Origin of the sequence: Agrobacterium genomosp. 2 str. CFBP 5494, assembly GCF_900013495.1 — a bacterium.
Taxonomy (GTDB): domain Bacteria; phylum Pseudomonadota; class Alphaproteobacteria; order Rhizobiales; family Rhizobiaceae; genus Agrobacterium; species Agrobacterium pusense.
The window spans coordinates 117136-135796 of the sequence record NZ_LT009719.1; the positions used below are offsets into that span (position 1 = coordinate 117136).

General features: G+C 59.9%; 17 protein-coding genes and 1 pseudogene. 7 read left to right on the top strand and 11 right to left on the bottom strand.

What is annotated here, in order from left to right:
• Window positions 1-26: 26 nt before the first annotated feature.
• The 6 genes from AGR2A_RS15475 to AGR2A_RS15500 form a co-directional block, all read right to left on the bottom strand.
• Window positions 27-686 (bottom strand): DUF6766 family protein, encoded by a 660-nt coding sequence (locus tag AGR2A_RS15475; protein ID WP_072493730.1) that lies wholly within the window; start codon window positions 684-686, stop codon window positions 27-29.
• A 138-nt stretch (window positions 687-824) separates the two neighbouring features.
• Window positions 825-2978, bottom strand: a complete 2154-nt coding sequence (gene catE, locus AGR2A_RS15480) for a catalase C (protein ID WP_072493731.1) — start codon at window positions 2976-2978, stop codon at window positions 825-827.
• Between the two features lie 72 nt (window positions 2979-3050).
• Window positions 3051-3653: a general stress protein gene (locus AGR2A_RS15485; protein WP_006700454.1), complete on the bottom strand. Its 603-nt coding sequence runs from the start codon at window positions 3651-3653 to the stop codon at window positions 3051-3053.
• Window positions 3654-3692: 39 nt separating this feature from the next.
• Window positions 3693-4010 carry a hypothetical protein gene (locus AGR2A_RS15490; RefSeq protein ID WP_072493732.1) on the bottom strand — a complete coding sequence of 106 codons (318 nt, stop codon included), beginning with the start codon at window positions 4008-4010 and terminating at the stop codon, window positions 3693-3695.
• A 194-nt stretch (window positions 4011-4204) separates the two neighbouring features.
• Complete coding sequence (locus tag AGR2A_RS15495; protein ID WP_072493765.1) at window positions 4205-4822, bottom strand: flavodoxin family protein; 618 nt, start codon at window positions 4820-4822, stop codon at window positions 4205-4207.
• A gap of 83 nt (window positions 4823-4905) precedes the next feature.
• Entirely contained in the window at window positions 4906-5313 is a 408-nt protein-coding gene (locus AGR2A_RS15500; RefSeq protein WP_034497847.1) for a low affinity iron permease family protein, read from the bottom strand.
• 244 nt (window positions 5314-5557) lie between these two features.
• On the opposite strand from AGR2A_RS15500, the gene AGR2A_RS15505 reads away from it, so the two are divergent.
• The 7 genes from AGR2A_RS15505 (at window position 5558) to AGR2A_RS15535 (ending at window position 11542) form a co-directional block, all read left to right on the top strand.
• The gene (locus AGR2A_RS15505) at window positions 5558-5761 is read left to right on the top strand and encodes a CsbD family protein (protein WP_004444538.1); all 204 of its coding nucleotides are present in this window, start codon (window positions 5558-5560) and stop codon (window positions 5759-5761) included.
• A gap of 234 nt (window positions 5762-5995) precedes the next feature.
• Complete coding sequence (locus AGR2A_RS15510; RefSeq protein ID WP_072493733.1) at window positions 5996-7147, top strand: extracellular solute-binding protein; 1152 nt, start codon at window positions 5996-5998, stop codon at window positions 7145-7147.
• Between the two features lie 32 nt (window positions 7148-7179).
• Entirely contained in the window at window positions 7180-8028 is an 849-nt protein-coding gene (locus tag AGR2A_RS15515; protein WP_234797370.1) for an ABC transporter permease, read from the top strand.
• Between the two features lies 1 nt (window position 8029).
• The gene (locus tag AGR2A_RS15520; RefSeq protein WP_004444541.1) at window positions 8030-8854 is read left to right on the top strand and encodes an ABC transporter permease; all 825 of its coding nucleotides are present in this window, start codon (window positions 8030-8032) and stop codon (window positions 8852-8854) included.
• A gap of 9 nt (window positions 8855-8863) precedes the next feature.
• Window positions 8864-9898: an ABC transporter ATP-binding protein gene (locus AGR2A_RS15525; protein WP_034497853.1), complete on the top strand. Its 1035-nt coding sequence runs from the start codon at window positions 8864-8866 to the stop codon at window positions 9896-9898.
• Between the two features lies 1 nt (window position 9899).
• Window positions 9900-10736, top strand: a complete 837-nt coding sequence (locus AGR2A_RS15530; protein ID WP_044458890.1) for a glycerophosphodiester phosphodiesterase — start codon at window positions 9900-9902, stop codon at window positions 10734-10736.
• Window positions 10733-11542 carry an inositol monophosphatase family protein gene (locus AGR2A_RS15535; protein WP_072493736.1) on the top strand — a complete coding sequence of 270 codons (810 nt, stop codon included), beginning with the start codon at window positions 10733-10735 and terminating at the stop codon, window positions 11540-11542. The genes AGR2A_RS15530 and AGR2A_RS15535 overlap by 4 nt, the downstream gene beginning before the upstream one ends.
• Before the next feature lie 39 nt (window positions 11543-11581).
• On the opposite strand, the gene AGR2A_RS15540 is transcribed toward AGR2A_RS15535, so the two are convergent.
• The 5 genes and pseudogenes from AGR2A_RS15540 to AGR2A_RS15560 all read right to left on the bottom strand — a co-directional run bounded on the left by AGR2A_RS15540 (window position 11582) and on the right by AGR2A_RS15560 (window position 18610).
• On the bottom strand, window positions 11582-13393 hold the full coding sequence (locus AGR2A_RS15540) for an ABC transporter ATP-binding protein (protein ID WP_072493737.1): 1812 nt from the start codon (window positions 13391-13393) through the stop codon (window positions 11582-11584).
• 4 nt (window positions 13394-13397) lie between these two features.
• Window positions 13398-15182: a gamma-glutamyltransferase family protein gene (locus tag AGR2A_RS15545; protein WP_072493738.1), complete on the bottom strand. Its 1785-nt coding sequence runs from the start codon at window positions 15180-15182 to the stop codon at window positions 13398-13400.
• A gap of 21 nt (window positions 15183-15203) precedes the next feature.
• Window positions 15204-16076 (bottom strand): ABC transporter permease, encoded by an 873-nt coding sequence (locus tag AGR2A_RS15550; protein ID WP_064264206.1) that lies wholly within the window; start codon window positions 16074-16076, stop codon window positions 15204-15206.
• 12 nt (window positions 16077-16088) lie between these two features.
• Window positions 16089-17034 (bottom strand): annotated as a pseudogene (locus AGR2A_RS15555) (ABC transporter permease).
• A gap of 67 nt (window positions 17035-17101) precedes the next feature.
• Window positions 17102-18610: an ABC transporter substrate-binding protein gene (locus AGR2A_RS15560; RefSeq protein ID WP_072493739.1), complete on the bottom strand. Its 1509-nt coding sequence runs from the start codon at window positions 18608-18610 to the stop codon at window positions 17102-17104.
• Window positions 18611-18661 lie beyond the last annotated feature (51 nt).

Consider the following 18661-nt stretch of genomic DNA (forward strand, 5'->3'; position numbering starts at 1 on the left):
ATTTTGGGATCCACCCCCTCTGCCTTTCACCCGCCGGTCTCGCTATGGGGTGCTGCCACAGGTTTGGATTCGGGCGACCGCCTGAACCGCAGGAAGATGGACAGGACGATCAGGACTGCGGTGGAGAGGAACTCCGACTGCCAGTTCTGGAAGGACTCGAACCAGAACTCAACGCTTCCCAGATGCGCCATCAATGTCGTCGCCGGTTCGCCGTGCAGGCGTGCCTCCACTGCCGCGGCATCGGCGCTGTATCTCAGATGCAGCAGGAAGCTCGCTACAAAAAGAACAAACAGCGCCACTCCGAGCGAATAGGAATAGACGACGCGAATGATGCCGCCGGCCCTGACCGCCCATGGTGCTTCAGGGTCGTTTTTCTTGCGTGAAGGGTCCTCGTCTTGCGCTGTCGGCTCATCGGGATCCTTGGATTCTGCGGACCCGCGCTGGAACAGGAATGCCGTCAACACCACATAGGCCGACATCTGCAAAAATTCGCTTTCCCAGTTTTCGAACAGCGCCGAAAGGAAATGCCCGCTCGTGGCGTAGGACAAAAGCGTGAGCGGTTTATCATGATGTTGCACGAGTTCATCATTGTGAACGACCCAGCCTGTGGCGAACATGCCGCCGATCGTCAGCAGTGATGCAAGGACAAGGACGATGGTCAATCCGTTGTCGCGGACAAGCTTCATAATCAGACCTCGCTCTGGACAAGACCTCCGGGTGAGAAGTGCCGCCAAATATGGCGGCACTTTCGTCTGCCGGTGCTGCGGCGCACTGGCCGCGGGCGCGGCGCTCCCTCAAACGATGAGGGCACGCCGCCGGTTGCGTTATCCGTTAGCGACAGGGACTGATGCCTTCCCAAGCTTGACCGACGGTTCGCGCGCCCAAACGCGCAACTTGCCGAGTTCGGAAACAAAGGCTGCCAACCCGTCTTCTCCCGGCAGAGGCAAGACGCCTTCATCCATGGCATCGGCAATTCCGGCCTTTTCCAGCAATGGCAGGGCCGACTGGTCATAACCGATAAACTTGCAGTGCTGGAACGCATCCGCGACAAAATCCCGGGCCGTTGCTTCCTTGACGAGATCGTCGATGGCCTCTGCCGATGTCAACAAGGCCACTGCATCAAAGAGAACCGAAGGACCGCCATCGATCATGTAATGCGCTTTAATGAGAGTGCCGTCCGAAGCCACGGCGCCCCCGACTTTAGGCGCGATCAACTCGAAGACGGCCTTCTCGGCGGTAACAGCCTCGGTCAGCCCCTGCAGCAATTTTGCGTCGACGCCATCCGTAATGAGAATGCCGAGCTTGCGCCCTTCGAAACGTTGCGGCCCTCGATTGACGATGCTGAGGGCGGGTGAAGGCTCCAGGTCCTGTCGGGTCGGCACTGCCGCCTCTGCCGGTTTAGGCATCGACTGGAAACCAAGCTTCTGGGCAACTGTCGACGCAAGCGTTTCATCGATGTTGAGGAGGTGTGACACCATCCGTTCACGTATGGCGACCGTCTCCACCCTGCTCAGCTCGAAAGTGAGGGCGGAGGCGATATGGCGCTGTTCGGGAGGAGTCTGGCTGAGATAGAATTGCCTCGCCTGACTATAGTGATCTGCGAAGCTCTCCGGCCGCAATCTCGCCTTGGCGCCCTGCTCTTCGCCTGCAAAATGTGTAAAGCCGCGCGCTGGCGATTCTCGCGGGCCTTCGCCAAAGGAGTTGGGCTGATAATTGGCGCGCCCCGTTGGATTGCGCATCGCCATGTGGCCGTCCTGCTGGAAATGCGCGAAGGGACATTTGGGCGCATTGATGGGCAGGTGCGTGAAGTTCGGCCCGCCGAGACGCTTCAATTGTGTATCGAGATAGGAGAAATTTCTTCCCTGCAGCAGCGGGTCGTTACTGAAATCGATCCCCGGCGGCACGTTCTGCGTCATGAACGCCACCTGTTCGGTTTCGGCAAAGAAGTTGTCCGGCATGCGGTCGAGAACCAGCCTGCCGACCGGCTGCGGCGGCAATATCTCCTCGGGAATGATTTTGGTGGGATCGAGGACATCGAAATCGAAGCTGTCGGCGAAATCCTGGTCGAAAAGCTGGACCTGCAACTCCCATTCCGGAAAATTGCCGGACTGGATGGCCGCCCAGAGATCGCGACGGTGGAAATCGGGATCGGCACCATTGATCTTCACCGCCTCGTTCCACGCCACGGATTGGAGACCCAGCTTCGGCTTCCAGTGAAACTTCACGAAAGTCGACTGGTTTTTCGCGTTGATGAAACGGAAGGTGTGCACGCCGAACCCTTCCATGAACCGGAACGACCGCGGAATGGTGCGGTCGGACATGATCCACATGACCATGTTCATGCTTTCGGGCGTGAGGCTGATGAAATCCCAGAACGTATCATGAGCCGTTTGCGCTTGCGGAAAGTCGCGGTCTGGCTCCTGTTTTGCGGCATGGATGAGGTCGGGAAATTTGATGGCGTCCTGGATGAAGAATACCGGGATATTGTTGCCGACGAGATCCCAGTTGCCTTCCTGCGTATAAAGCTTGACGGCGAAGCCGCGCACGTCGCGCGCAAGATCGAAAGAGCCCTTATTGCCGGCCACGGTCGAAAAACGCACGAAAGCCGGGGTTTTTTCGCCCGCACGCTGGAAGAGATCCGCTTTCGTGTAGGCGGCTAGGGAATCGTAGGTCTCGAAATAGCCATGGGCCCCATAACCGCGGGCATGAACGACACGTTCTGGAATTCGCTCATGATCGAAATGAAAGAGCTTTTCCCTGAAATGGAAATCGTCCATGACAAGCGGGCCACGAGGACCGACGCGAAGCGTATTCTGGTCGTCGGCGACTGGCCCGCCCTGCGCTGTCGTCAAGACGGGTGCGTCGCCTTCGGCGGTCTGGTGCAACTCGCCGCCCTCGCCGCGGGAAAGTTTCTGGTCGTGGATCGTAACAACGTCGCTTTTTCCCGCCGATGCGGTGGTGTCCGGTTTTTTGGCCATGGTAACTCCTGAAAGCTTTTCGCAAGGGCGTGGCAGGACGCCACGCCCGGTGGGCGGTGAGGAATGCTCCTGTCAAAGCGCCGAGCGGCGATATCGGTTCCGCTCCTGCTCAACATCTTCAGCGGCGTAGGGCCTCGACGTTTCGTCAAAACGCGTCCAGCCCTCCTGACCATAGGCCGAACGCCGTTCGAAGGGATCGACCCAGTTCGAGCGTCGGAGGATAGCCTCCGCCTCAGGCACAAAATCGTCTTCAACCCGCGCAGTGACGAGAGTTCCGCCTCTGCGCACGCCCTCCGCATAGACATTGGCGTCCTCTTCCGAAACGCCTGAGCGGGTCATGGCTCCGATCAATCCGCCAGTGGCTCCTCCGGCAACAGCACCGCCTGCCGCACCGACGGCGGTGGCGGCCAGCCAGCCAGCGGCGACGACGGGTCCGACACCCGGTATAGCCATCATGCCGAGGCCCGTCAGCAGGCCGCCGGCGCCGCCGACAATGGCCCCGATGCCGGCACCGGTGCCGGCACCTTCAGCGGCTTTGCTGTCCTCGCCGTGGCGTCTGTCGGCGTTACTGGCCACAATGCTGATGTCGCTTGAGGGGATGCCCGCGCGCTCGAGTTCGCTGACGGCGTTACTTGCATCATCATAATCATCAAAAAGTGCAGTTACGGTTCTCATCATGTTTCTCCCAAAAGTCCGTGCGCTTAAGTCCTGCCCTCACCTGGCGACGACGTTGCCCTGGTAATCGAGTGCTATGGCCACGGTTTTTCCGTCTTTCATTCCCGATGCCATCCACACGCCCTTGTCATTCTTGGTGAGGCCTGTGATCCCGGTGTAACCGGACTCCTCCATCCGCTTCTTCGCCTGCACCTCCGTAAAGCTGTTGGCGCCTTCCACCGGAGCCGTCGGGCTTTTCGTGTCCGGCGTCACAACCGCCGGCGTATCACCACCGGGATTGGCTGTCGGAGCCTGCTGGGCAAAGGCCGAAACAGCCCCTGCTCCAACAAAAAACGCCATGAAAAAAGTCTTCTTCATTTGGGTCTTCCTCCCTTTTCACCATCGGCCATACTTCCCGTCGGAGGCGGTGCCTTTCCGGCCCGGGAAAGGCACCTTCCGAACAAAGCGGGAGGCGGAGAGTTCCAAAAAATAATAAGGGGGTGCCGCTTGAACCGTCGCCTCCGCGCGGCGACCGAGGCGGTGCCTGTTCACCAGCCGGAACAAAATCCGGGCTACTGATCGCTGCCGGGATACGGGGAATTCCTGAGAAGAGCCGCCAGGTGCGCGGTATTGCGCACCAGCATGCTGACCATGGTTTTGACGGCATCGGGCGTCTTGTCCAGATCGACGAAATTCGTCGACCCCATCGCTTCCCCGACCCAATAGGCAACAGCATTGGCAGGGATGGTGAAGCCGACGTCATTCAGCGCCTGAAAGAGCTCCGCCGAGACATGATGGGCGCCGTCTTCATTTCCGACAACCGCGACAGCCGCAACCCGGCCATAAGAAACCATCCGACCCTCATCATCGGTTTCCTCCAGGAATGCATCCATGCGCTCCAGCGCTCTCTTGCAAACGCTCGAAGGTTGGCCAAGCCAGATCGGTGTTCCCATGAGCAGGATATCGGCCTTCAGTATCTTTTCCCGAATGGCCGGCCAGGCATCGCCTTCGCCCTCGTCTGAACTGACGCCCGGCTTGATATCGTGATCGGCGAGCCTGATCGTCTCGGCCTTGATATCCTGGCTGGCGAATTCCCTTAATATGAGGTCCAGCAGCTTCTCGGTGGAGGATGGTTCAGACGTGGCCGACGGTTTGAGCGTCGCGTTCAGAGCAAGAACGGTGAGTGACATGGTAACTCCTTCTGCCATACGGTCTTTCCAGGGTTTGGAAAGTGTTGTGAACAATGATCGGCCATCGGTCAGGAGGCCGGTGACTAACGCCGGGAAAGCAGACGATCCATGGCGTGATGGGGCGGCGGCTTGTTGCTTTCCCGCCCGTTTTCTTTTTCGAGACGGGTCCGGATCTCCTCGATCTCGTCCTCCGTCAGATGCTCGATGCCGATGAAGTCGGCGCGCGCCTGCTCTACGGCCCGCAGCAACTCGTCCAGTTTCGCCTCCATCGCGGCGGAATCCCTGTTCTGGGAATTCTGTACGAGAAAAATCATCAGGAAGGTGACGATCGTTGTGCCGGTGTTGATGACGAGTTGCCAGACCTCCGAAAAATCAAACAGGGGTCCGCTGATGCCCCAGATGAGGACGGTGGCGAGCGCCACGACAAAGGCGCTGGGCGAACCTGAGAAAGATGCGATACGGCTCGCAAAGCGAGTGAAGAACTTGTTCATGACACGCTGAACCCTGCGGCTCTACACGAAAGCAAAGCCCGCTAAGGACCGTGGCTTTCCAGTGAAGCTAACAATCGAGGGCAGCGATTGTTCCGTCATGCAGAAACGCACACGGAAAGGAATTCCGTGCCGCGCTTTATCTTCGCCCAATGTTTCAAGCCCGGGTGCGATGTTCACGTTTTGCCGGAACCCGATCTGCCTTCGCACATTTACAGGTGCAGACCAAAAACAGTGGGAGGATCCAATGGATTGGAATCGTGTTGAAGGCAACTGGAAGCAGATGAAGGGCAAGGTCAAGGAGCAGTGGGGCAAACTCACTGACGACGACCTTGACGTCATCAACGGCAAGCGCGAACAGCTGGAAGGCAAGATCCAGGAGCGCTACGGTTACGAGAAGGACCGCACCCGAAAAGACATTGACGACTGGTATGGTCGCCAGACCTGGTAACGGAAACCCCGCTTCGGCGGGGTTTTTCTTTATGCTCCGTCGCGAATAGGCGCGATATGAGCGCGCGGCTCCGAGGCGGCGCGGTCGGACTGTCACGAAAGCGTTATGGAAAGACATTAGAACCGCCGCCGGCTGGTCCAAAAATGCACGGCTGTGCAACGACCGGCCTGCGCCTACCAGCCCCTCGGGCAGCGCTCGACAGTTCCACTCGCGCCGACAATATCGGAGACATAGATGAAACGCCGAACCTTTATGATGTCCGCCGCAGGCGCCGCCGCCGGTCTCGCCCTTGCACCGCGCATGAGCTTCGCCGCTGCGGGCACGATCGACTGGTACACCAGTTCGGATACAAACATCCTCGATTTCTGGTCCAACACGATCAAGCCCGCCTTTGAAGCCGCCAATCCTGGCCTGAAGCTCAATCTGGTCGACGCTGGCGACGGCGCCGGCATTATCGCCATCGGCGAGCGCGCCGTTGCCGCGAAGCAGACCGGGACCGATCCGCAGGCCGATTATTTCGAAACGGCCGATCCCCTGTTGCCTGCCGGCGCCATCGAAGCCGGTATCTATGTGAACATGGCGAAGGCCGGCCTTTCCAACTATTCGCGTGTCAACCCGCTCGCTATCCAGAGCGAGTACAGCCTGCCCTATCGTGGCAGCCAGGTCCTGCTCGCCTATGATACGAGCAAGCTGAAGCCGGCGGATGCGCCGAAGACATGGGATCAGCTCGTCAGCTGGATCAAGGCCAATCCGGGTCAATTCGTTTACAACCGCCCCGACAAAGGCGGTTCGGGCGGCAATTTCGTTCGTCGCGCCATCCATCAGGCGAACGGCCTTGATCCCAAGGCCTTCACTGTCGACAATTACACGGAGGAAGCAGGCGACAAGGCCCTCGGCAAGGCATGGGAACTGCTCAAGGACATCGCACCGTCGCTTTACGACAAGGGCGCCTACTCGTCCGGCAACACCCAGTCGTTGCAGCTTCTTTCCCAGGGCGTCGTCACCATGACCCCGGTCTGGTCCGACCAGGTGCTTCAGGCCATCGACCAGGGCGTTCTGCCGAAGGAAACCGGTCTGGTGCAGCTTCAGGATCTCGCGCTGTGCGGCAATTTTTCGCGTGCCGTCGTACTGGCGAACGGCGCCAATCGCGATGCGGCCCTGAAGCTCGCGAATTTCGTGCTGTCGGAAGAAATCCAGGGGGCAATCCTCACCGAACTTGGCGGCTTCCCCGGCGTTTCCTGGGACTTTGTGCCGGCAGAACTGCGCAAGCGCTTCGCCGACATCATCCCCCAGACTATTCCAACCTTCCCAGCCGGTAAATGGGAAACCGCCATCAATGATGGCTGGTATCGCAACGTCGCTCCCAACGTTGACCGCAAGTCGTGACCGAAGTCGCAAAAGGAGCGGCTCGCCCGCTCATGGACAATATTTCAGGCAGGAGGCTAAGCGGCCTCCTGCTCGTTGCCATACCCGTATTCCTGATGATCTGGCTCGTCATATGGCCAGCGATCAACGCCATCGGCCGCACTGTCTGGCGCATCGACGCCAATGGTGAAACGCGTTTCGACCTTTCCAGCTACGCCTTTTTCTTCTCGGACCACTACAGTCTGGACAATCTTGCCGTGACATTGTGGACGACGATGGTCTGCGCGATCCTCCTGCTGGTCATCTGCCTGCCGATCGCGCTTTACCTGCGCTTTTCGCGGGGCCGCCTCTCGGCCTACGTGCAGGCGCTGGCCATATTCCCGATGTTCGTGCCCTCCATCATCCTCGCCTTCGCCTTCATCCGCGTTCTCGGTCCGAACGGCATGGTTGACATATTGCTCAACGCCGTCGACCTGCCGAAAATCCGCACGCCCTATCTCACGCCCTGGGGACCCGTCATCGGTCTTGTCTGGGACAATATTCCGCTGACCGTGCTTATCCTGCTCGCGGGGCTTGGAAGCGTTGCCAACCAGTCGGTAGAGGCGGCGCGGGATGTCGGCGCAAACGTGCTGCAGGTCTTCTGTCACATCATCCTGCCACGCATTACCAATTCCATTCTCGTGGCGCTTTCCTTTTCGGTGCTCGGCATTTTTTCCTCCTTCACCCTTCCATATCTTCTCGGACCGGCATCTCCCGAAATGCTTGGACCTTTCATGCAGCGCACGCTGCGCGAAGTGCAGGATCCCATCGGCGCCATGACACAGGCCGTCATCGCTTTCGGTTTCTGCATTGCTTTCGGCCTGTTTTATGTGCGTTCGGTCGCGCGCAACCAGGGGAAATGACATGACGACGATGACGCGGGCTCGGGCCCGCATGGACTGGCCCGGCATTTTTTTTGCTACGCTTCTCACCATCGCCATCGTCGGGCCGCTGCTTGTTGTGGGCACATGGGCATTCACCGAGGTCTGGCGTTTCCCCAATGTCATCCCACAACAGTTCGGTTTCCGGTTCTGGGGCCAGACACTTGGCCGCGCTGACGTGTGGAACGCTTTGATGCTGAGCCTGCGGCTGACGACGGTTGTGACGCTGCTTTCGGCGGTGATCTGCCTTCCTGCCGCATACGCCTTCGCGCGTATGAGCTTTCCCGGCCGCAACCTCCTGTTCTTCTCCTTCCTCGCCGGCCACGCCTTCCCGAAATTCGGGCTTCTGGTGGCAATTGCCGCCATTTTCCTGCAGCTCAACCTCATCGGTACCTTCTGGGGCGTCGTTCTCATCCAGCTGGTCGGCACGCTGATGTTCATGATCTGGATTCCCGTGGCGGCCTTCCAGGCCGTCGATCGGCGCATGGAAGAAGCCGCCCGGGATGTCGGCGCCAGCCCGCTCAGGGTCTTCTGGTCAATTACCCTGCCACAGGCGGGACCGACTATTGCCGCCGCCGTTATGCTGAGCTTCGTTGGTACTTTTTATGAGACCGAAGGTGCATGGCTGATCGGGGCGCCCGGCATTCGTACGATGCCGGTTTTGATGATCAGCTACATCAACAACCAGATGGTCATCCAGTATGGTGCAGTTCTGTCCGTCCTGCTCTGGGTGCCGTCCTTCATTGCCCTCATGTTCGCCCGCCGCGTCATCGGAGGCGGCGCATTTGCCCGCGGTTTCGGCGGTTAGGAAATCTACATGTCCGTACTCCACATTCGCCAGGTCACGAAAAGCTTTTCCGGTGGTACCAAGGCAGTCGACAGTTTCTCGCTCGATGTCGCTGATGGCGAACTCGTCTGCCTTCTCGGCCCCTCCGGTTCGGGAAAATCGACGCTGCTGCGCATGGTTGGCGGGTTCGAGCAACCGACAGGCGGGCAAATCACCATAGATGGCGAAGACGTCACCCGCCTGCCTCCGGAGCGGCGGCCGACCGGCATGGTATTCCAGAGCCACGCGCTCTGGAGCCACATGAATGTGTTCAAAAACCTTGCTTTCGGCCTCAAACTGCGCCGCATGCCGGCTGCCGTGATCAGGGAGAAAGTGGAGGCCGTGCTCGAACTCGTCGGTCTCTCCGGTTATGGCGAGCGAGCCACGAGCCAGCTTTCGGGCGGCCAGCAGCAGCGTGTGGCGCTTGCCCGCTCGCTGGTTCTGGAGCCGAAAATCCTGCTTCTCGACGAGCCCTTCGCCAGTCTCGACCAGCATCTGCGCGAAAGGCTGCGGGAAGAGGTTCGGGATATCCAGCAGCGTCTCGGCATCACCACGCTGTTCGTCACTCACGGTCAGGACGAAGCGCTTTCCATGGCAGACCGCATCGTCGTGATGGCGAATGGCAAGACCGAACAGATCGACCGGCCGAATGTGATCTACCGGGAGCCGAAGACCCCGTTCGTCGCCGGCTTCATCGGCACCATGAACCTGATTGAGGGCATGGTTTCAGGTGGGAACTTCATGCGCGCTGGCTTCACCTTTCCGCTTCCCGTTTCTGATGGCCCGACTATTCTCGCCGTTCGCCCGGAAGCCATCGATCTGGCGACCTCCGAAACACCGGAGGGGAGTGTGCACCGGGTGACGGATTATGGCACCCATGGCCTTGTCGACCTTGATCTGACCGATGGTACCAGGATCAAATCCATGGTCTCCCATCCGGATATGTTCCGGGCGGGACAGGGGGTACGGATTTCGCCCCGTTCCATCACGGCCTATCGCGACAACCGCCCGATCTACCGGAGCTGACATGACCCATCCGATACTCATCGACCGCAACGGCCACAAAACCTGGCTCAAATGGCACCGCGGCCGCCGCCGTGCTTCCGATCCGGTCTTTACGGGGGAGCGCATCATCGAAGCGATGCGGCTCGGTGCAAGCATCGAAGTCGATCTCGTCATTCATGCCGATCACGGTTGCGCCGTTTTGCATGACCGGACGCTGGAGCGGGAAACCACTGGCACCGGCCGGGTACGCGATACATCCGCCGCAACCCTGCGACAGCTTCACCTGCGCGATAATGACGGCCAGCCAATCGCTTCGAAAGTGATGTTGCTCGAAGACCTTTGCGCCCTGCTTGCGGACGACACCGTTCATCCCGACGCCCTGCTACAGCTCGATTTCAAGGAAAACCGGCAGGCGCTTGCCCCACAGGTGGTCGCCGGCTTCGGGATAAGCGTTTCACCCATCGCAAAGTCGGTGATCCTGTCAGGCGGCGATTTCGACGCTATTACCGCGCTGGCTGGCTCGGCCCCCGGCCTTCGCACTGGCTATGACCCCTGCCATCGCGGCACCCTTGCAGAGTTGCAGGCAAGCGGAAACTATCTGGACTTCATCGAAGACGCCCTCGCCACAGCACCCGATGCGGACATGATCTACCTCGCGTACGAGATCGTGCTTGCAGCTGCGGATGCTGGTGTCGATATCATCGCCCCGATTCATGCCGCGGGCCGCCGTGTGGATGCCTGGACGATCAACAGCGTCACGCCGCAATCCACTGATGCAGTCGAGCGGCTCTTGAGGCTAAAGGTGGACCAGATCACCACCGATGACCCGGAAGGGCTCGCAGAGGTTTTCAGCAAATGACAGTCAATTACAGCGCCATCCTCGAGCACATGGTCGCCACCGCCCGCGAAGCCGGCGCATTGACGCTCGACCATTTCCGGCGCTTTCGCGACATCGAGATCGGCGTCAAGGGTCCGGGAGACTTCGTTTCCGACGCCGATAGGGATTCCGAGACGCTGATCCGAAAGCGTCTGCTCGGCCAATATCCCTGGGGACTGACCGGCGAGGAATTTGCGCCTGTGGAAGGAGCCGATCAGGATCATCGCTGGCTGGTCGATCCAATCGACGGCACCACCAATTTCCTCTTCGGCCAACATTACACGATCACCATCGCGCTTAGGCGCGGCAACGAGACCATATGCGGACTGGTCTACAATCCCGTCTCCGGCGAGATGTTTACGACGATCAAGGGGGAAGGCGCCTATCTCAACGGCGAGCGCCTGCAGGTCAATGCCAGCACCGATGTTGCCTTGATGTGCGTCGGCACCGGCCTGCCGACGCCCAATCTCCAGCTTTATCCAGGCGCCTATCAGCGCCTCGACGCAATCCGCGCGCCCATCGGCGCGGTCCGTGTGGTCGGTAGCGCCGCCAATTCATGCGCTTACGTGGCCTGCGGCCGGCTGACCGGTTATTATGAGGAAACCGGTTTCGTCGACACCGCAGCCGGCATCCTGCTGGTGCAGGAGGCGGGCGGAATCGTGACCGACTGGTGGGGTCGCGGTCCGGAATTCTACGAAAAGACGGGCACGCTGATCGTCGCCAATCCCGCGACCCATGCTTACCTGATGGAGCACCTGCGAGGCGTCCCGTTCAAGAACCCGGCATAAAGGCTTCTTCTTCGAAGCACTGATACCGCAGCAACCGCCTCAGGCCGACTGCACCAGATGGCCGGGCGATACCGTCCTGTAGTTTCGCGCGGGTGTTTCATATCCCATTGCCCGTATCGGGCTCTTCAGCTCATCATTGGATATGCCGCGCCTTATTCCCCGTCTTGCCGGATCGGGCACTGGCACAGCCGCCATCAGCTTTTTTGTGTAGGGATGCTGCGGATAGTCGAAGACGGCCGCGCGCGGGCCTATCTCGACAATCTCCCCCAGATACATCACCGCGACACGATGGCTGACACGCTCCACCACTGCCATGTCATGCGAGATGAACAGAAAGGCGAGGTTGAGGCTCTGTTGCAGGTCGAGCAGCAGATTGCACACCTGCGCCTTGATCGAGACATCGAGCGCCGACACACTCTCATCGGCGACGATAATCTTCGGATCGAGGGCGAGCGCACGGGCAATGGCGATACGCTGGCGCTGGCCGCCCGAAAATTCATGGGGGTAGCGATTGGCCATGTCGGCTGAAAGCCCGACCTTTTCGAGAAGATCGGCGGTCTTTTCCTTCGCCTGTTTCGTGGTGCCCAATTTATGCTTGATGAAGGGTTCGGAAATTGCCGTACCCACCGTCATGCGGGGATTGAGCGAGGAGAACGGATCCTGAAAGATCATCTGCACGGATTTGCGCATGTTGCGGAGCCCGACCGTATCGAGACGCATCACGTCGTAACCATCGAGCGAGACATCGCCGGACGATGGCTCCACAAGCCGCATGATCGAGCGGCCGGTAGTGGATTTGCCACAGCCGGATTCGCCCACAAGCGACAGCGTTTCACCCTGAAAGAGATCAAAAGAGACGTTTTCAACGGCGTGAACCGCACCCGTCTGGCGCGCCAGCAGGCCGGACCGGATGGGAAAACGCGTCACGAGGTTCTTCACCGACAGGACCGGCGTCTGACCGCTCGCAACGGTCTCGGCCACCTCCTCCGGCTCAGTCGAAAGACCGGTCTTCATGTCGAGCACGGGGAAACGCGTCGGCCATTGCCGGTCACGCATCGAGCCGAGCTTCGGCACCGCCGAAAGCAGCGCCCGTGTATAGGGATGCTTACCGCGTTTGAATATCTCCTCGGTCGGCCCGGTCTCGACCTCGTCGCCGCGATACATCACGATCGTCCGATCGGCGATTTCGGCCACGACGCCCATGTCATGCGTGATGAAGAGTACAGACATGCCCGCCTCTTCCTGCAGCAGTTTTATCAGGTCGAGGATCTGGCCCTGAATGGTCACGTCGAGCGCCGTCGTCGGCTCGTCGGCGATCAGCAGTTTCGGTCGTGAGGCGAGCGCCATGGCGATCATCACGCGCTGGCGCATGCCGCCGGAAAACTGGTGCGGATACTCGTCGAAACGGCCCGCCGCGTTGGGAATTCGGACCTTTTCCAGAAGCCGCACCGTCTCGGACCGCGCCTCACGTTTCGAAAGCCCCTTGTGGCGAATGAGGACTTCCGAAATCTGGCGGCCGATGGTGAAGATCGGGTTGAGCGACGTCATCGGCTCCTGGAAGATCATCGAGATATCGTTGCCGCGTACGCCGCGCATTTCCTTTTCGGAAAGCGAAAGCAGATCGCGGCCGTTAAGCAGCACCTCGCCTTCTATCCGGCTGGAGGCCGGGGCAAGCAGGCGCATCAGCGACAGCGACGTCACCGATTTGCCGGAACCGGATTCCCCGACAATGGCGACGGTTTCGCCGGGCGCGACATCAAAGGAGACATCACGCACGACACTCTTCCATGCGCCATCGACAAGGAAGGAGGTGGTGAGGTTGCGGACGGAGAGGACTGGTTTTGTCTCCATGGTATCACCGTCCTACCGCATAGGCCTGCATCAACCGCGGTGTTGCGGCGGCGCGCAGCAGGCCGTCCGCATCGCGGCGCGCCGCGGTGAGCCGCCCGACCGACCAGGCATCGGCAACGGTAACCCGGTGGCCACGACGGCGAAGCTCGGCAAGCGTCGCCTCACCCACCGTGCCCTCCACCATGATTTCACCCGGTGAACTGGTGCGCGGATAAAACGAACCCGGAAAATGCGAGGTATGGAACAAAGGCATGTCGATCGATGCCTGCAGGTTCTTGCCGTGGTGGGCATAACGCAGGAAGAAGGGCAGCTGCCACTGGTCCTGCTGGTCGCCACCCGGCGTACCGAAGACCATGGAAGGCCGGCCCTGATGCAGCGCAAGCGAGGGCGTCAATGTGGTGCGCGGGCGTTTACCCGGCGCAAGCGAGGTCGGCAGGCCTTCCTTCAGCCAGAACATCTGGGCGCGGGAATTGAGCGCGAAACCGAGGCCGGGCACTATGGGGGATGACTGCAGCCAGCCGCCCGATGGCGTGGTGGAAACCATGTTGCCCCAGCGGTCGATGACATCGATATGCACGGTGTCACCGCGCTTTTCGGTCAGATGCGACATGGTCGGCTCGTAGACGGTGCCCTTGCCGCTCATTTCCGCCAGCATCGCCATTGTCGCGTCCACCTGCTTTTCGTAACCCGGCACGATGCCTGGGCGCAGCTCCAGCGAGGCCTCGCTGCCAATCAGCGCGCGACGTCCGGCATTATAGCCTTCCGACAGGAGATATTGCGTCGGAATCTGCCCGAATTCCGGATCGCCGTAATAGACTTCGCGGTCAGCAAAGGCGAGCTTCATGGCTTCGACGATGGTGTGGATGAAATCGGGACCGGACGGGTCCATGGCCGCAATGTCGAAGCCCTTTAGAAGTGCAAGCGATTGCAGCAGAACCGGACCCTGCCCCCAAGCGGGCGTCTTGGCAATCGTCCAGTCGTGGTAATCGAGCGTCTGCGGCGCTTCCACGGCGGCGCTCCACCCGGCCATATCCTGCGCCGTCAGCACACCCTTGTGCCTTGTGCCGCTGGCATCCATTACCTCTGCGGTGCTGACGTAACTGTCGATGGCTTCCGCAACGAAACCCCGGTAGAAGGCATCGCGCGCCGCCTCTATCTGGTTTTCGCGGCCAGAACGCACTTCGGCTTCGGTGACGATCCGTTGATAGGTTTCGGCCAGAACCGGATTGCGGAAATTGGCGTGCGGCTCGGGTGCCGCGCCACCCGGCAGCCACGTCTCGTGGGATGTCGGCCATTCCTTCTCGAAGAAATCGGCCAGCCCCTTGATGGTGGCAGAGACACGCGGCAGCGTTGGATGCCCATGTTCGGCATAATAGATGGCCGGTTCCAGCACGTCGCGCACGCTCATTGTGCCATAGTCGCGCAACATCAGCATCCAGCCATCGAAGGCGCCGGGGATGACGGTGGCGAGCAGCCCATCGCCCGGGATGAGTTTCAGACCTTCCGAAGTATAATGTTCAATCGTCGCACCGCTCGGAGCCGGGCCCTGGGCGCAGATGACCTCCACCTTGTCCTTCTGCTTCGAATAAAACACGGCGGGCATATCACCGCCCGGACCGCACAGATGCGGCTCGACGATCTGCAGCACGAAGCCGGTGGCGACGGCGGCGTCGAAGGCATTGCCGCCCTTCTCTAGGATTGCCATGCCGACCGCCGAGGCGATCCAGTGAGTTGAGGTGACGACGCCGAAGGTGCCAAGGATTTCAGGGCGTGTGGTGAAATTAGTCATTCCGATATTCCTTGTAAAAAATCATGCTTCGCGCGGATCGAGCGCATCGCGCAGACCATCGCCCAGAAGATTGAAACCGATGACGACGAGGAAGATGGCGATGCCGGGCCACATCGTCATCCATGGCGCCTGGCTCAAGAAGTTCTTGGCGGTGTTCAGCATCGAACCCCAGGAGGGCGCGGGCGCCTGCTGTCCAAGCCCGAGGAAGGAAAGGCTCGCCTCCGCGATGATCGCGGTCGCCACCGTCAGCGTCGCCTGCACGATGATCGGGGCAAAGACATTCGGCAGGATGTAGCGGGTCATGATGTCGATGTGGTTGAGGCCGATAGACCTTGCACCCTCGACATAGTCCTCCATCTTGACGGCCAGCACCTGCCCGCGCGTCAGCCGCACGAAGATGGGCATGGCGGAGAGGCCGATCGCGATCATCGCATTGGTGAGGCTGGGGCCAAGGAACGCGGCAAGCGCGATTGCCATGATCAGGAACGGCATGGCAAGCAGCGCTTCGGTAATCCGGGAGATCACCATATCCACCCAGCCACCGAAATAGCCGGAGATCAACCCGAAGGGGACGCCGATTACCACGGCGATCATGACGGAGACGACGCCGGCCATCAGCGAAGCGCGAGCGCCATAAATCATGCGCGAGAGAATATCGCGGCCGAGATCATCCGTGCCGAGCCAGTGGGCAGCCGACGGCGCCTTGCGGATGGCCGACCAGCTGGTCGCGACGGGGTCGGCAATCGGCAATATCGGCGCGGCAATCGCCAGCACGGCGAAAAACACGACGATGATCAAGCCGGCGAGCGCCGACTTGTTGCGCTTCATCTTTTTCCAGGCGCGGCTTTCCTGCCGTGTCGCCGGTATCGAAAGGCTTTGATCCAGAACGGTCATGATATCAGGGCCTTAGATTGTCGCCCTGAGGCGGGGGTTGAGCAGGACATAGGCAATGTCGGCCAGCAGGTTCATGAGGATGAAGCCGACGGCGGTGCAGAGCACGATGCCCTGCACGACGGCATAATCACGGGTGAAGACCGCATCCACGGTCATCTTGCCGAAACCGGGAATGGTGAAAATCTGCTCCGTCAGAACCGCACCGGCCAGCAGTTCGCCGAAGAGCAGCGCCAAGAGCGTGATAACGGGCAGAAGCGCGTTGCGGAAACTGTGAGACAGGATGATTTCGCGCGGGGAAAGCCCCTTGGCGCGGGCGGTGCGGATGTAATCGGAGCTGAGCACCGCCACCATCGCCGAACGTGTATGGCGCATCAGCGTCGCCGCCAGTGCATTGCCCAGCACGAAGGCGGGCATGATCATGGTTTCGATGGAGCGGACAGGGTCTACGAAGATCGATTCATAACCCGATGCCGGCAGCCAGCCGAGTTTCACCGATACCAGCAGAATGAGCATGATGCCGAGCCAGAAATTCGGGATGGACAGGCCGGAAAGCGCAACGATATTGGCCGTGTAGTCAATCCACGTATTCTTCTTGACGGCGGCCAGAATGCCGATGGGAATGCCGATGATCATGGCAAAAAACATCGCCATGACAGCCAGCTGAATGGTTACCGGCAGCTTCTGGGCAATCAGTTCCAGAACCGGCTGGTTCGTGCGCAACGAAATGCCGAAATCACCCGTCACCACGCCGCCGAGCCAGTTGAGATATTGCATCGGCACGGGGTCGTTGAGGCGATATTTTTCCCGCAGGAATTCGATCGTGGCGGGGTCGCGCTCTTCGCCAGCCATCGCGAGGATGGGATCGCCCGGCAGGAGTTTCTGCAGGGAAAAACGAAATGGAAATGATCAGAAGCGTCGGGATCGCGACCAGCAGTCGCTTGCCGATATAAACAGGCATGGCATTGCCCCCGTTTTGGTCCGGTCTTGGCGGCCGCACGGCAACCCGTGCGGCCTATGCGAAGGGATCAGTCCTTGGAAACGCCGAGAAGGCGGATCATGCCGTCAGGCGAAGGCGCCCAGCCCTTGACCTTTTTGGAGATGGCATAGGCATAAGGCTGGTGGCCGAGATAGATGATCGGCATGTCATCGTTGAGGATGACGCTTGCGGCGTCGTATTTTTCCTTGCGGACTGCGTCGTCGGTCGAAGCGCGGGCCTCGTTCAGCAGCTTGTCCACTTCAGGATTGCAATATTTCACATCGTTGATGCCGCCCTTGCAGGTGACGAACTGGTGCAGGTTGCCATCGGGATCGATACGTCCCGACCAGTCGGAGCGGCTGAGCTGATAATTGCCGGCAGTCTGTTCGGAAAGAAGCGTGGCAAATTCCGTGGCCTTCAGGGTGACGTTGAAGCCGGCCTCCGCCACCATGGACTGGATGACCTGCATCATCTGCGTCTGCGTGGTGTTGTTGGCATGCTGAAGCTCAACATCCAGCGTCTCGTAACCCGCCTCCTTCATCAACTGCTTGGCCTTGTCGATATCACGCGGCGGAACCGGCAGGTTCTGGTTGAACCAGGGGCTTGTGGGCGGATATGCCTGATTGCCGGCCTTGGAGGTGCCTTCAAAAACAATCTGGCCGATCGCTTCGCGATCGATCGCGTAGGAAAAGGCCTGACGCAGACGCTTGTCCTTGCCGAGCGGATTGTCAGCGCGTGCCCCATTGTCGATGTTGACATACATGGCCATGTAGCCCGGTCCGATGACATCGGCATAGTTCAATTTAGGATCATTCTTGACGGATTCCGCATCGGAAGCCGAAATGCGCTCGGCGATATCGAGATCGCCGGCACGAAGGTTCGCAAGCTTCACGGTCGTATCGGGGATCGGCAGATAGACAACCTTGTCGACGAGGATTTTGTCCTTGTCCCAATAGTCAGCAAATTTTTCGAGTACGATGCGATCCTGCTGGATGCGTTCGACAAATTTGAACGGTCCTGCGCAGACTGGCTTGGAACCGAAATTTGCGCCCAGTTCCTTCGCCGCTTTCGGTGCGACAATCATGCCGGCGCGGTCGGAAAGCTGTGCCAGCAGGGTAACGTCAGGTGTCTTCACGGTGAATTTGACTTCCAGCGGTGCCGTCGCCTCGACCTTCTCGACGGAGGACAGCTCGCTCTTGCGGCGGGATTCCGGCAGCGTCATGTTGCGCTCGATGGTGGCGACGACGGCCGCCGCATCAAGCGTTTCGCCATCGTGGAACTTGACGCCATCGCGGATTTTCATGGTCAGAACCTTACCGCCTTCGGACCAGGCCCATTCGGTGGCAAGCTGCGGCACGATCTTCATGTCCTGCGAGATATCCACCAGCTTGTCGCACATGGCGGTGTAAACAATGCGGCCGACAAAGGTGCGCGATTGCGCGGGGTCGAGCACATCGGCATCGTCATTGAGGCCGATGCGCAATTCGGACGAGAGCGCCGGCGAGGCCAGAAATACGCTTGCCAACAGCGCCACAGTCAATGTCTGGATTTTCTTCATGTTCGTTCCTCTGGTCAGGTTATTTTGACTTTTTGTCATTGGCCGCCCCGT